11 protein-coding genes are annotated in these 14527 nt (G+C 36.3%); 2 read left to right on the plus strand and 9 right to left on the minus strand.

What is annotated here, in order from left to right; all coding sequences use genetic code 11:
* Positions 1-390 precede the first annotated feature (390 nt).
* The 8 genes from MF646_RS21055 to MF646_RS21090 all read right to left on the minus strand — a co-directional run bounded on the left by MF646_RS21055 (position 391) and on the right by MF646_RS21090 (position 9430).
* Positions 391-774: a carboxymuconolactone decarboxylase family protein gene (locus tag MF646_RS21055; protein WP_250098473.1), complete on the minus strand. Its 384-nt coding sequence runs from the start codon at positions 772-774 to the stop codon at positions 391-393.
* Positions 767-2008: an L-2-hydroxyglutarate oxidase gene (lhgO, locus tag MF646_RS21060; protein ID WP_250098474.1), complete on the minus strand. Its 1242-nt coding sequence runs from the start codon at positions 2006-2008 to the stop codon at positions 767-769. The genes MF646_RS21055 and lhgO overlap by 8 nt, the downstream gene beginning before the upstream one ends.
* A gap of 99 nt (positions 2009-2107) precedes the next feature.
* Complete coding sequence (gene nfsA, locus MF646_RS21065; RefSeq protein ID WP_250098475.1) at positions 2108-2854, minus strand: oxygen-insensitive NADPH nitroreductase; 747 nt, start codon at positions 2852-2854, stop codon at positions 2108-2110.
* Between the two features lie 25 nt (positions 2855-2879).
* Positions 2880-3431 carry a TRAP transporter small permease gene (locus MF646_RS21070; RefSeq protein ID WP_250098476.1) on the minus strand — a complete coding sequence of 184 codons (552 nt, stop codon included), beginning with the start codon at positions 3429-3431 and terminating at the stop codon, positions 2880-2882.
* Between the two features lie 23 nt (positions 3432-3454).
* On the minus strand, positions 3455-4774 hold the full coding sequence (locus tag MF646_RS21075) for a TRAP transporter large permease subunit (RefSeq protein ID WP_250098477.1): 1320 nt from the start codon (positions 4772-4774) through the stop codon (positions 3455-3457).
* Between the two features lie 67 nt (positions 4775-4841).
* A complete protein-coding gene (locus MF646_RS21080; protein WP_250098478.1) occupies positions 4842-6008 on the minus strand; it encodes a type 2 periplasmic-binding domain-containing protein in 1167 nt (388 codons plus the stop codon).
* A 71-nt stretch (positions 6009-6079) separates the two neighbouring features.
* On the minus strand, positions 6080-7081 hold the full coding sequence (locus tag MF646_RS21085; protein ID WP_250098479.1) for a zinc-dependent alcohol dehydrogenase: 1002 nt from the start codon (positions 7079-7081) through the stop codon (positions 6080-6082).
* 537 nt (positions 7082-7618) lie between these two features.
* Positions 7619-9430, minus strand: a complete 1812-nt coding sequence (locus MF646_RS21090) for a sigma-54 interaction domain-containing protein (protein ID WP_250098480.1) — start codon at positions 9428-9430, stop codon at positions 7619-7621.
* 122 nt (positions 9431-9552) lie between these two features.
* Here MF646_RS21090 and MF646_RS21095 point away from each other — a divergent pair, with 122 nt between their 5' ends.
* Together MF646_RS21095 and MF646_RS21100 are read left to right on the plus strand one after the other, a co-directional pair.
* Positions 9553-10758 (plus strand): iron-containing alcohol dehydrogenase, encoded by a 1206-nt coding sequence (locus tag MF646_RS21095; protein WP_250098481.1) that lies wholly within the window; start codon positions 9553-9555, stop codon positions 10756-10758.
* Between the two features lie 71 nt (positions 10759-10829).
* Positions 10830-12254, plus strand: a complete 1425-nt coding sequence (locus tag MF646_RS21100; RefSeq protein WP_338035524.1) for an NAD-dependent succinate-semialdehyde dehydrogenase — start codon at positions 10830-10832, stop codon at positions 12252-12254.
* A 237-nt stretch (positions 12255-12491) separates the two neighbouring features.
* Here MF646_RS21100 and MF646_RS21105 read toward each other — a convergent pair whose 3' ends face one another.
* Positions 12492-13253: an SDR family NAD(P)-dependent oxidoreductase gene (locus MF646_RS21105; protein WP_250098482.1), complete on the minus strand. Its 762-nt coding sequence runs from the start codon at positions 13251-13253 to the stop codon at positions 12492-12494.
* Between the last annotated feature and the right edge of the window lie 1274 nt (positions 13254-14527).

Consider the following 14527-nt stretch of genomic DNA (forward strand, 5'->3'; position numbering starts at 1 on the left):
TTTTATGCTTCATTCTGCCTTTAAGCCCGTTTTGCGGACATAGTTTCGGCTATTAAGAGGACATTCTTTTAGAAGTAGAAGATTACCCAACACCACCTGGTAAACGAGGCAATTAATTGGAACAGCAATAAGGCTTAGAGTTGGATCTGTTCGTTTCTCTCTCCTTCCTACAAAAAAGCTATTTAATCCCATTTCAGGTTATTAAATAGCTTTTAAACCCTCGATTATACAGGCGCTTACCCACCCAGTCCCTAACTCCATTTGTTAAAGATAATCTAAGAAAAATGTCAATCAAATATTGTTAATTCTTTACACTTTCTTAATGAATTAATTTCTATTTCCACGAAGAATTCTCTATCCACATCATACTCTCATTTATAAAAAACCACTCTATTCATCTACCTCTAATTCATCAAAAACTTGTTGAGCAAGTTTAAAACTGTCTATTGCAGCAGGTAATCCACAATAAATGGCTGTTTGTAAGTAAATTTCTTTAATCTCCTCTTTAGTAACTCCATTGGTTAAAGCACCTCTTACATGTATCTTCATTTCATCAGGTCTATTGAGCGCTGTCAGCATGGCGAGATTTAGCATACTTCTTGTTTTCATAGATAATCCTTCTCGAGCCCAAATCTTTCCCCAACAGTATTCAGTTACTAACTCTTGTAATGGTTGGTTAAAGTCGTTTGCATTCTTAATGGCTTTCTCTACAAATTCTTCACCAATTACTACTTTTCGAATTTCAAGACCTTTCTCATACAAATGATTAGCCATGTTTTTCCTCCAATAAATTATTTATGATTTTACTGTTTTTCTCAAATAAGTGATCCGGAATTCTTTTCACTACTTCTTTTCCTATCTCAATTGACGCCGTTGCTGCTGGTGAGGGGGCGTTACAGACGTGGATGCTCTTTTTTCCTACAACGATATGAAAATCATCCACTAAGCTCCCATCATTTTTAAGTGCTTGTGCACGAACACCTGTAGGACCTGGTACTACATCATCTTCTTCGATTTCAGGAATTAACTCTTGGAGACTCGCAACAAATCTGGCCTTACTGAATGAGCGAGACATTTCTTCGAGACCTTCTCCCATATATTTTCTTGCTAGCTTCCAGAATCCACTATATCCCATTACTTCAAAGAAATCTTTTGCATTAAAATCTTTTTTTCGGTAACCTTCTCGTTTAAAGCTTAAAACTGCATTAGGACCCGCATCAATTTCCCCATCTATCATTCTTGTAAAATGAACCCCGAGAAACGGAAAGTTTGGGTTGGGTACTGGGTAGATTAGATTTTTTACGAGGTATCTTTTTTCTGGCTTTAACTTGTAATACTCCCCTCGAAAAGGAATGATTTTCATGTCTGTTTTATACCCAGCAATTTTAGCCATACGATCACTTTGAAGTCCTGAGCAATTAATGATCAGCTTCGCTTTGTAGATGTCTTTATTTGTTTCTATGATTACTTCATCGCTATTTTCAGTAATCTTCTCGACTTTGGTGCCTAGTTGAATAACGCCACCTTTTTCACGGATAATTTCAGCGAACTTTTCACTTACCTGTTTATAATTAACAATACCTGCCATGGGGACATGAATAGCAGCTAAGCCATTGACATGTGGTTCAATTTCTTTCAACTCTTCTTGATATATTTTCTTAATAGCTAACTCGTTTTGAAGACCTCGTTCGTACAGATTATCTAATAGAAGTAGTTCTTCTTTTGTGGTTGCTACTATCACTTTTCCACAAATATCATGGTCTATATTATGAATTTGGCAGAACTCCGTCATTGAACGACTGCCCTCTCTCGCAAACCTTGCTTTAAAACTGCCTGGCTTATAATAAATACCAGAATGAATGACACCACTATTACGTCCTGTTTGATGCTGTGCCAGTTGGTCTTCCTTTTCTAACAATAGAACCTTCGCATTAGGAAACCGATCATATAATGCCAATCCTGTAGAAAGACCTACAATCCCTCCCCCGATTATCGCAAAATCATACATGTTAATCCTCCTCAAGTTTTCTTTTTACGAGAATTTGTCTTAGGCTTAATCCAACAACATGATACCTGCTAACATCATGTTGTTGGATTAAAAGTAGCTCTATCTTTTAGCAAATCCTTTTTTCTCAAGAAACGATTTTATGTTCATTCTCGTTGGGTTGCTAAGCATATTTGACATTTGCTCTGTCCATCGTTCTGCCCTTTTACCATTGGTCCTTTCATAATAGTAATTAGAAACAACCTCATCATACTGATCCAATTGTTCGGTCATCGCTAGATCGGATTGATAAGCATCCTCGTGATATACAGCTTCTTTTGGAAGTCTCGGTTTTATGCTTGTTTCCTCGTCTGGGTATCCCACAGTCAACCCAAATAACGGGATGACATACTCTGGAAGTTCGAGCAATTCAGAAACTCCCTCTATTTCGTTTCGAATTCCTCCAATATAACAAATCCCAAGACCCATGGATTCAGCAGCAATTGTCGCGTTTTGTGCAGCTAATGCAGTATCAACAACTGCAACAATAAATTTCTCACTACTTTCAATAGACTCTGTAATAACTGATTCTTCCATTTCTGCTACTAGCTGATGACGATGCAGATCTGCACAAAATACAAAGAAGTGACCGCTTTCTAAAACATAGGCTTGATTTCCTGATAATTGAGCTAATTTGCTTTTTTTATTACGATCGTTAACACCTATAATTGAATAGGCTTGAATGTAATTGGACGTAGCTGCCATTTGCGCAGAGTGAACGATCGTGTCAATTTGCTCCTTCGTTAAAGCTTGATTTGTAAATTTCCGAACAGAACGATGAGATAAAATCGTCTCGATGGTTGAATTCATATTAATGATCACTCTCCTAATTGAATTAGTTATTCTTATCTTGAGGATCTTCATTTGTTTCATAAGGGTTATATTCGCCCTTTGATAAAACTAATTTAAAAATCATAAGGATAATCTTTATTGATAACATGCTAAATGATATACCGACAAAGTAAAAGAATGGATGGATCGGTAGATAGGTGTTTCCAGCTAAAAAGGCACGACCTTCGCGCGTTCCTTCAATCCCCATCACAAATCCATAATACGCGATAATTACACTACAAATTAGTTCAACTAACATTACAAAAACAATAATAGATGTTTTAGTCGTAATTGTTTTCACCTTATCGACGACAACTTCTAAGCGAGGAAAGATCCCCGATGCGAACGCAAAGGCTAATGCGGGAAAAACAGCTAACGGCATGAAATAATTTTCTACAATTAAATAGGAACCAGGAATTGATGAACTAAATACCGACCTTAGTACGATTTCAAGCGCTATTAAAAACATCATTAGTAAAATCGCAATACCGCTTATAAAAACCCCTATCTTGTTCACTCGATCAAACAACTCATCGATTTTATTAACTGTGTTCATTTTATCCCTCCTCCTGTTCTCATTTACATATTATTAGGTAACCAAGTGATTAATTGAGGAAACAGAAGTAAAAGCGGAATGATTACTACACAAATGATAATTGCATATATCGTTGCATAGGAAAAAATCTGGAATGATGGGAGTCGCGAAACCCCTGCGACACTGAATACACTTAACCCTACTGGAGGTGTAAGTAGACCAGCCGTACAAATGATCGTCATCAAGATACCAAATTCTAATGGCGTTTTACCTGCTTGAGCTGCAATAGGTACGGCAATACTTGCAGTCATAACAATTACAGCAGCCCCCTCAATAAACATAAATAAAATAAAGTAGATACCTAGTAAGAGTAAAATCACTAGGATAGGATACGTCATTAAAGGCTCAATTAATGCGATAATTTTTTGAGGCATTAACGACAAGGTTACGAATCTTCCAAAAATACTTGCTCCAATGATGATATATAAAACCATACATGTAATTTTAATGGTCGAATTTAAAGACTCTCGCATAAATGTAAAATTGACTTTTCGAAGACAAACGGCTGCAATCAAACTAAAAACTGCACCTGCTGCACCAGCCTCTGTAGGTGTGAATACCCCTAGATAAATTCCCCCAAAAACAGAGCCCATGATAAGAACTGCCGCTAATAGGGATACAATATAACCAGAAACAGAAATATCAATTTTTTCAGGTGCCTTCGTTTCAATATCACCGTTCCCCATTGCTCGCTTTTTAGACCACGGGTAGAGGATAAAAATACTTAAAAACAAGACAATAACAGTGATAGCTCCCGGAACAGCCATAGCCATGAACAATTGTCCAATTGAAGTTTGAGTAGCTGCCCCATAGACAATTAAAATAATAGATGGTGGGATAATAGTTGAAAGTGATCCTGCGGCCGCGATAGTTGCAGCAGCAAAATATTTGTTGTAGCCATGCTTTTGTAGTTCCGGCAAGGACACTTGGGCTAACGCAGCTGAAATCGCTGATGCTGAACCTGACAATGAACCTAAGAATCCCCCTAAAAGTAGAGTGAAACCTCCCAACATCGTTGCGCTATTTTTTGTAATCCTAAAGACCAAATCATATAAAATAATGATAATATTGGACCTTAGGATAAACTGAGACATAAGGATGAATAATGGAATGGTTGTTAATGTATAGCTCGCCACTTTATAAAAAGGATCGTTCTTTAATATACCTGGAAGTAAATCAAAACCACCTAACAAGAACAAACCAAAAATACCTGTAGCAATCAATACGGTCCCAATATGGGTACCTAAAGCTAATAACACAACGAATAATAGTAACACTAGAATGATGGCAATTTCGTTACTCATATGTTCTTCCCCCCCTCTACCTTTATATAAAGATCTGCGCTATTTCTAGCACAGATCTTTATAGCTATTATTCAAGATTATGAATTTCCTGTGGTACATCTCCTCCATACTCAATAATTAAATCTCTCCAAATTTTAGCGATTTCTCGTCCTGGTACTCCATTTTCTTCATTGATTCTAATCCATTCTAACCACGTATTAACCATAGCCGATGAAACATCATCTTGAATGTCTTGTGGTTGGTCTGAAATATGTTCTACCACTCCGCCAACTTCTGCATTGGCCGTTAAATCTTTTTCTTCAAGGTCTCTGAACGTTTGATATGTTTGATCGGACATGATTAATTCATGAGTAACGCGTTCCATAACATCTTGCACATCTGCCGGTAAGCTATCCCAAGTTTGTTGCGTCATACCAAAAATGTGACTGAAATAACCTAGGTTCGCCCCTCTAATCGTATAGTCAAACAACTCATCTAAACCATAACTCGACCAGTCAGAAATAGAAAAGTAAATACCATCAATTGCTCCACGAGAAAGCGCATCATACGCCTCAGTAGCTGGTAACGACACCGGATTCACTCCAATTTCACGAGAGAAAATTTCTAGTACACGACCTGGAGTACGCATGCTTAATCCTGAAATATCATCCATAGATGTTGGTTGACCGTTAGCAAAACTCATGCTGTACGCTTCTGTTGTTGGTGCCGGCCAAAGCTTTAAATCTCGGTCTCCAAATTCTAATTCTTGATAGTTTTTGCCATCTACAATGTCAACATTTCCAAACACGATATCTGCATACGCCTTTGACGCAGCATTAACTGTTGTATCTACAACTGGAAGCATGGATACTTCTGATAACGGAAAACGTTGGGTATCATATAATGGGTAAAGTGGCATAACAACATCAACAAGTCCATCATTTAACGCTTCAAAGCCTTGCCCCATAGAGATCAAACTTCCGCCTAAATGAAGTTCAAATTCAACATTTGTTTCTTCTTCAACACGCTCCATCCATGCATTAAAGAAACTTTGATAAGAAAAATGTTCTTGCGTGACACCAGATCCTACTCTTAATTTAATCGTTTCTTCAGAGTTGCTACTCTCTCCAGAGCTGGATGCTCCACTTGACTCTCCATTTGACTCTCCACTTGACTCTGTACTTCCTCCTGAACAAGCGGCAAGAATGAAAACACTTGCTAGTAATAACATTAAAAGCATTGATATTTTTTTCATTTCTATTTCCCCCTAATTCTTTTATAGAAAACTTATTAGTTTGGGTAATCGCTTACAAAAATAAAATAATCTTAAAATGTTAAAATAGGTTTCAATACTTTCTTTTTCAATGCGTCTTCAAAAGCCAAATGTGCTTTTTCAAAAGGATAGTAAGTTACTATTGAATCTAGCTGATTCGTATATTTTTCAATAATTTCTAATGCTCGCTTGTAATCAGTAGGTACACAACCGTAACTTGGGTAAATCGTCCATTCATTTCTTACAATTAAAGCAAGAGGTAACTCAATATCTTGTTCGTACAATGCAACCCATACAGCATCACCCCCTTTTTTTAATAAACTAAAACCTTCTACTAATGCTCTCGTTGACCCAGAGCACTCAAACACTACATCCATGTCTTGCGAGAGAGTATTTAATTCACTATTGATATAAGAAGTAATACCAAAGTTCTCTGTATGAAATAATCTTGTATCTTTATCTTCTTGCAGACCGCTAATTACCACTTCAGCACCTAGTTCCTTACACGTAATAGCGACAAAAAATCCGATAATCCCAGCGCCCTGAACAAGTACTTTATGACCTTTTTTCACATTAGAAATTGTTTCAACAGCATGAATGGCAATAGCCATAGGCTCAACTAAAGAAAGAACGGAACTATCTACATTTGATGGAGCCTCTTGGACAAAGTGTGACTTACATTTAACATACTGAGCCATTCCGCCATCATAATGTAATCCAATCACATTAAAGTGAAGGCATATGTTCGTTTTTCCTTCCAAGCAATTGGAACAATTACCGCAATATTGAATGGATTCTACAAAGACATGTTTATTCAGTAGCTGCTGGTCCCTTTCATCGACCACGTCTATGACTCTCCCTGATATTTCATGACCTAACACCCTCGGAAGGTCTACAAAATGATAGGATGAAGCGTGGTTATACGCATGCAAATCACTACCACAAACGCCGCAATAGTCAACTTTTATTAGAACTTCACCTTCTTCCAGCTTAGGCATATCCCATTCTTGTGTGTTAATTTCTCGATATGTTGTCGTTTTTACAGCAGCTAACAAGCTCCCATCCCCTCTCTCAATTAAACTAGTGACTTAATAACTAATTAGATTAACTAGTGACTTTCTCCATTCGTCTAATTATTGTTTAAGAAGAATTAGATTTTTCCCTTCCACCAATTCTTCTTGCAAAATTTATGCCAACTGCTGATGTGATATGAGTGCGAAAGATCAATACGAATAAAACTAGGGTCAGATACTTGTAGCAGCCTCCTATCATATGGTACACGGTTTAATTTTTTATTAAGATACTTAATGAATCACTTAGTATCTTGCAACTATCGTGCCAAATTCCATTCAAAAAATATCTTTATCCCTTATTGAGGTTAATTCACGAACGTTTTTATGTTTTCCCTTACGAGAAATGGTTTAAAGTCTCATATCTTAAAGAATTTATTATAAACAATAACTCAAACTTCTTACTTTTATATTAACCAAAAGTTAAATTTACCCATAAATTCCAATTTCATAATATAATCCGTGCAACACTGCACTTTTTTGTGCAAGATCGATTTCTGTTTTCTTTTACCTATATAAATCTCATTGTTGGTTTAAAATATCTGATGGATTTCTATCAAAATTTATACGATACTTCGAGGCTTTTCTAATAAGGGTTGTACGATGAACTTCTAATAGTTCAGCTGTTTTTTCAATGTTGAGGGTACTTTTCCATGCTTCAATAATGGCTTTCTTTTCAATATCTTCTGTTATCTCTTTTAAAGAGCGTGCACTTGTAAAGTCTTGCTCAAGATTTTTCCCACGTTGAAGAATCTGTTGTGGTAAATCTGTCGTGTCTATTAAACCATTATCATCGGAAAGAACGATAATTTGCTCAATCACATGTTCTAATTCTCTAATATTACCTGGCCAATGATAGCTATAAAATACGTCCATCACTTCTCGTGAAAGTTTAATATATTTATTATGTGCTTTACTATATCTATCAATGAAATGATTAACTAATGGAAATACGTCTTCCTTCCTTTCCTTTAATGATGGAATTTGAATCGGGACTACTGAAAGTCGATAATATAAATCTTCCCTTAATTTACCTTCATCGATTAATTTATGTGGATCTTTATTTGTTGCGGCAATAATTCTAACATCAACTTCTTTATCAATTACATCACCAACTTTTCGAATTTGCTTATTCTGTAGAACTGTAAGTAATTTTACCTGTAATGACATCGGCATTTCACCAATTTCATCTAAAAATAAGGTACCTTTGTTAGCAACTTCAATTAAACCTTTTTTCCCTCCCGAATTCGCCCCCGTAAATGATCCAGCTTTATAGCCAAATAGTTCCGATTCAAATAGATTTTCTGGGATCGCTCCACAGTTAATTTCAATAAAATTTTGCTCCTTTCTATTACCGGAATTATGGAGTGCTTTCGCAATCATGCTTTTTCCGACTCCAGTTTCACCTAACAATAAGACTGACGTATTGACACTACTTAATTTTTGAATTAAGTTAACGACCTTCTTCATTTTGTTACTATTGCCAATGATGCCTGGTACATTTGATAATTGAGACCGTAAAACATCAATTTCTTTCTGTTTGTCTCTTATAGCTAATGACTTACCTTTTAATTCTTCTCTGAGACCATTTAATTCTGTCATATCATAAATGGTACTCACGATGCGCTTTATGGCTCCCTCTTCATTAAGTATAGGCTTGGCCGTTACAAGCCATGTTTGTTTCGTATTTTTTATCCTTTGAAGAATCGATACGGTTTTTTTATATTTTAAAACTTTAAGGGTACTAGATATATCAAAATAACCACTTTCAACCAGCTCAGAGACATGCACTCCTACCACTTCACTTTTAGTAATACCCGTCAGTTCGGAATAAGACTTGTTAATTCGTAATGTAAATCCTCTACCATCTACTACGTATATCCCATCATGAACACCATTAATAATCATTTCTAGTTCTTCATGTAGGTTCATAATTTTTTCATGTTCATCTGTAAGTGGATCAATTGTTTCATAATAAAATTTTTCTTCATTTAGATTTATTTGAAAGCCTTTACATTTGTACGTAGTAGAATTGATCAACATTGTTTTTTCAATTTGCTTTTTCCCCTTTTCCATAGTCATGGAGATCGGCTCTTTATAAAACTCAATAAAAGGCTCAGCATTCTTATTGAAATAGACCATCTTAAAATTTGCATCAAATAAAAATACCGGATATTCCGTGTTGTTAATAAAGTCCTTTAAGTTATCAACCTTTGATTTACTCAATTCCTTTTCCATAGACAAGCTTTCCTCTCCCTCTGTAATTGTAATAATTTTCTCACTAATCCATCTTTGCAATAAAATGCTGTCATAGTCAAGTGCAAAATCGCACAAATTTTACAAACCTGCACAAAAAAATAGTGATCACCATTGCTTAGAAGCTAATTTAACTACAATTCAGGTTGGCATGTTTATTGCATTATACTTTTTCGAGAACCCAAAAGGAGGTAAAAGCAATGGACATAACGTCAGTCAATTATTTTTCTGAATTTAACTGTAATACAGAAATTATTATGGGAAATCATTCAGTACAAAAGGTTTCAGAAATTATCAAAAATGGTGGTTTCAGCCACGCCTTAGTCGTTTGTGATGAAGGAATTGAAAAAGCAGGAATTTTAGATGTCATTTTACAACAATTGAACAAGGCATATATTCAAGGCACTGTTTTCTCAAGTGTAGAAGCGAATCCTTCTACATTAACAGTTGAAGCATGCTATAAAGTATTACAAGAAAGTAATGCAGATATTATCATCGGTGTTGGTGGAGGCAGTTCTTTAGACGTAGCCAAAGCTGTTTCAATTTTAGGAACAAATGGTGGTGAGATTACAGATTATGAAGGGATCAATAAAGTTCCTAAAAGAGGGATGCCTCTCATAGCCATCCCGACAACAGCAGGGACTGCTAGCGAGATAACTATTTTCACGGTAATTACCGATCATGATCGTGAGTACAAATTTACTGTAGGTAGTCGTGATTTATCTGCTCGCTGGGCTATCATTGATCCTGTTTTAACGCTATCACTCCCTCCAGGCTTAACAGCTTCTACAGGGCTTGATGCTTTAGTTCATGCGATTGAATCGTATATATCCAAAAAGGCGTTCATGATAAGTGAAGTTCTGGCTCTTAAAGCGATTGAGCTTATTTCATCTAGTTTAAGAACGGCTGTTCATAGTGGAGACGATTTAAACGCACGGTACAACATGCTCTATGGAAGTTTAATTGCTGGCCTTGCATTTAACAATACTAGACTTGGAAATGTCCATGCTATGAGTCATCCTTTAAGTGCTAAATATAATGTTCCGCACGGGATTGCTAATTCCATTTTACTGCCTCATGTTATGGAATTTAATAGAGTTGCAAATCCAAAAAAATTCTCTGACATCGCTATCGCAATGGGAGCTGTATCAACAGACGAAGGTACAGAGTTGTCTCGTTCATTTGAAGCGATTAATGCTGTAAAACACCTATCTAATGACATTGGAATTCCAGCTACGTTTGAAGGCTACAACATTAGTGAACAAAGCATTAATGAAATGGCTAATGACGCAATGGAAAGCGGTAACATTTTAGTAAATCCAAGAAAAACGACCAAACAAGACCTGATTAATCTTTTTTTGAAATGTACACCAACACAGTCAATTAAATTACCTGTTTCCAATTAATTTGATAAAAAGGAGTTAAAAACATGATTACAAAAAATGAAAATCCATTATTGAACTTTAATGATACAAACATTTTTATCGACGGCAAATACATGAAAGCATATACCGGAGAGGTTGTCACTGTCACTAACCCTGCTACTAAAGAAACAATCGCTGACGTTCCAAAAGCTGGACGTGAGGAAACGGTAGATGCGATTAATGCGGCAAACAGAGCTTTACAATCCTGGAAAAAGCTAACTGCTGAAGAACGCGGAGCATATGTAATGAAGCTCCGAAATTTAATGCTGGAACACCAAGACGATTTAGCAACGATTATGACACTAGAAATGGGGAAAGTATTTCAAGAATCTCAAGGTGAGGTTGTATATGCATCCAAGTTTTTAGAGTGGTATGCCGAGGAAGGAAAAAGAATTTATGGAAGAACGATTCCCGCTTCCTCCCCAAACAAACGTTTGTTTGTCACGAAACAACCAATCGGAGTGGTTGCAGCGATTACACCTTGGAATTTCCCAATCGCTATGTTAACAAGAAAATTAGGTCCTGCTATTGCATCAGGTTGTACAATTGTTATTAAGCCCGCTGCCCAGGCGTCACTGACAGCATTGGCATTTGCTAAATTAGTAGAAAAATCAGGAATACCAAACGGTGTTATTAATATTGTTACAGGAAAAACAAAAGAGATCTCAGATGAATTATTCTCTAATAAAATTATCAAAAAGATCTCATTTACAGGCTCTACCGAAGTTGGAAAAGCATTAGTGACTAAATCTGCTGCTCAATTAAAAAAGCTATCATTAGAGCTTGGTGGCCACGCTCCTTTTATTATTTTAGAGGACGCCAATATCTCTGAAGCTGTAGAGGGTGCATTAAACAGTAAATTTAGAAATGCTGGTCAAACCTGCGTGTGTGCCAACCGAATTTATGTTCAAAAAAACGTAAAAGAACAATTTTTAGCCGAATTTAAAAAGAAAGTCGAAGGCTTAAAAGTCGGAGATAGCCTTAAGACTCGTGCAGATATCGGACCTCTTGTGAATGAAAGTGGCTTGCTTAAGGTAGAAGAGCATGTTCAAGATGCGATTGCAAATGGTGGAGAAGTTATTTACGGTGGATCAAGATACGAAGGAGCAAATGGATACTTCTACACACCAACCATACTAAATAATGTCACTGAAAATATGAAAATAATGTTTGAAGAAACCTTTGGTCCTGTTGCTCCGATTGTAGCCTTCACTAACATTGATGACGTTATTGAGAGTGCAAACGATACAGATTATGGTTTAGCAGCCTATGTGTACACAAATGATATTAATCAAGCTATTAAACTATCAGAGAGTCTTGATTTTGGGATTATCGGCCTGAATGATGCTATGCCTGGAGTTCCACAAGCTCCATTCGGTGGAATGAAAGAAAGTGGATTAGGTAGAGAAGGTGGCCAAGAAGGAATTGAAGACTATTTAGAAACAAAGTTTATTTCACTACAATCTAATCCATATTAATTACTAGAGCTGTACTAAAGTTCATATTCGACCTTTAGTACAGCCTGTTCTATTTTCCTCACCAAGATTCACGTTCATCGGCTCTTTTTTAGATGCAGACGATCGTTCATTTGCTGGACAAAAGAAACCTGGTAAGAAGGTACACTTCTCACCAGGTTTCTATGGTTTCTACCTTATTGAATAACATTTCTGTATACGTGAAAAGATTAATAGTTTTCGACTTTCTCGTTACTCAAGTTACGAGCTTAACCAACCACCATCAACATAAATCGTTTGGCCGGTTACGTAATCAGAGGCTTGTGAAGCTAAAAAGACAGCCGCACCTCCTAAGTCTTCAGGTGTTCCTGTTCTTTTCATTGGGATTCTAGACAATAACCATTGTATACGTTGTTCATCTTCAAAAACGGGGCCAGTCATTTTCGTTTTAAAATAACCAGGTCCAATGGCATTAACTTGAATTCCTTCTTGAGCAAATTCTCTAGCCATCGTTTTCGTCAGCTGTGATACTCCCCCTTTACTCGCAGCATAGCTTCCCATACCATCTATCCCAATTTCACTTGTCAAGGAAGCAATATTAATAATTTTTCCAGTTTGAATTTTTTGCATAAATGGTAGAACGGCTTGACTAACTTTAACAACGCTTCTGAGGTTAACGTCCATAATTAACTCCCAGTCCTCATCCCCAATTTCCAAAAATGGTTTTCGAACATTTAACCCTGCTGCATTAACTAAAATATCAATGTTTCCATATTCAGAAATTGTATCTGCGACAAATGCTTTAATGGCATCCCCATCTCTAACATCTACTGCTTTATAAAAGCTTTCACCTGAACCCTCGATAATTTCATTACAAGTTTCTTGGAGCTCTTCCTCCGAACGGCTAATAAGACCAACCGTTGCTCCCGCCTGTGCCAATGCGAGTGCAATTCCTTTACCAAGTCCTCTTGCTCCTCCTGTAACTATCGCAACTTTTCCTGATAAGTCAAATGGATTTTTCATGATCAAGTTCCTACCTTCCCATATTATATTTTTTTATTAGGAGTTTTTTAAATGTTACTTACTAATCGCATCTACTTAAATCAATGCAATTATTATGCCAAAAGGATGTTTGATAAGGTAACCCTCTCCAAACATCCTTTCAATTTATGAGTAAACTTATATTCTATTAAAGACTTGTTGTGACAAGGTTTCAAGCATTAGTCAAATAGGAAACCGTTCCTTTTCTCTTCTAAGGAGACCTTACCTTCTCTAATTTAATTCTTCATTTTTGCACAACAATGTGTGGTTCTGCACTGTTGCAGCATGACTACAAGGATTCCATAGTTTCCTTTAGCGAACATAGTAGCAATGAGCCCAGTCCCGCTTTCCTCTTCATATTTTGTATCTCGGAACTTTTTATAAGGTACAAAAATGAGTACCCCCATCATTACTAGAAAAAATAAAAATCCTATATTTACTCAAAGAGTCATAAGGATGTAGAATATTTTCTATATCGAGAAAAGAAACCAACAAATTAATTATTTTGGGTTTTTAACGTTTTTTATAATGATTGGAATGATGACTCTACTCCCTAAAAATATGTCTTAAGTTTCCTCTAAATGTGATTGACCCCAAATTAAAGATCGAATTCCTACTTAATCTAATAACAAGCAATAAAGCTGTTATCAAGTATAAAATCCTTTAAAAATTTAAGTAATGTTTTCTCTAATTCCTCTCTTATTACCCTTACTGTAGCCATTCTAGTCTTCTTTTAGTTCTACTTTCGCTTTAATAAAGATGTCACTACACGAAATTTGTTGTATTCGACACGCGACTTGTACTCTATTTAAGGAACCGAAAAACCAAGGGCTGATTTAGTAGGTGCAATACTTAGCAGTATGTCTTATGGTACTGCAAATCTTCTCTATAAGATAATTTCAAATAGCCTTACGTAATCTGTTTATGTACATAAAAAACTACACCCCTATTGCTAGTTGTATCTAACAATAAGGGTGCAGTTCAATTGGATTGTCTCTTCTACAGGGAAGGTTACTCTCATGGAATTGTTCTTAGAAGTAACTCACACTGCGTTACGAAGAGAAAGAGTTCGGCATTACTTCTTTTCTTCTACTAGGAAGACACGATTTCTTTCTTAGATACACCCATTGAAGGTTACGAAAAAAGAAGTTCGTCTCCCAGAGGGACATGATGTTTTACCATCGGCTTATTCGAAGAAGACTCTGGTCCGGAGGACCAGAGCTCTTCAGCGCCTTGATCATTCTGTTTATGCATAT

It is taken from the genome of Halalkalibacter alkaliphilus (assembly GCF_023555415.1).
Lineage (GTDB): Bacteria > Bacillota > Bacilli > Bacillales > Bacillaceae_D > Halalkalibacter > Halalkalibacter alkaliphilus.

Coding starts and splice junctions, on each gene's coding strand:
- MF646_RS21055 (WP_250098473.1), bottom strand. CDS start 774: ATGGCTAATCATTTGTATGAGAAAGGTCTTGAAATTCGAAAAGTAGTA.
- MF646_RS21095 (WP_250098481.1), top strand. CDS start 9,553: ATGGACATAACGTCAGTCAATTATTTTTCTGAATTTAACTGTAATACA.
- MF646_RS21080 (WP_250098478.1), bottom strand. CDS start 6,008: ATGAAAAAAATATCAATGCTTTTAATGTTATTACTAGCAAGTGTTTTC.
- nfsA (WP_250098475.1), bottom strand. CDS start 2,854: ATGAATTCAACCATCGAGACGATTTTATCTCATCGTTCTGTTCGGAAA.
- lhgO (WP_250098474.1), bottom strand. CDS start 2,008: ATGTATGATTTTGCGATAATCGGGGGAGGGATTGTAGGTCTTTCTACA.
- MF646_RS21075 (WP_250098477.1), bottom strand. CDS start 4,774: ATGAGTAACGAAATTGCCATCATTCTAGTGTTACTATTATTCGTTGTG.
- MF646_RS21105 (WP_250098482.1), bottom strand. CDS start 13,253: ATGAAAAATCCATTTGACTTATCAGGAAAAGTTGCGATAGTTACAGGA.
- MF646_RS21070 (WP_250098476.1), bottom strand. CDS start 3,431: ATGAACACAGTTAATAAAATCGATGAGTTGTTTGATCGAGTGAACAAG.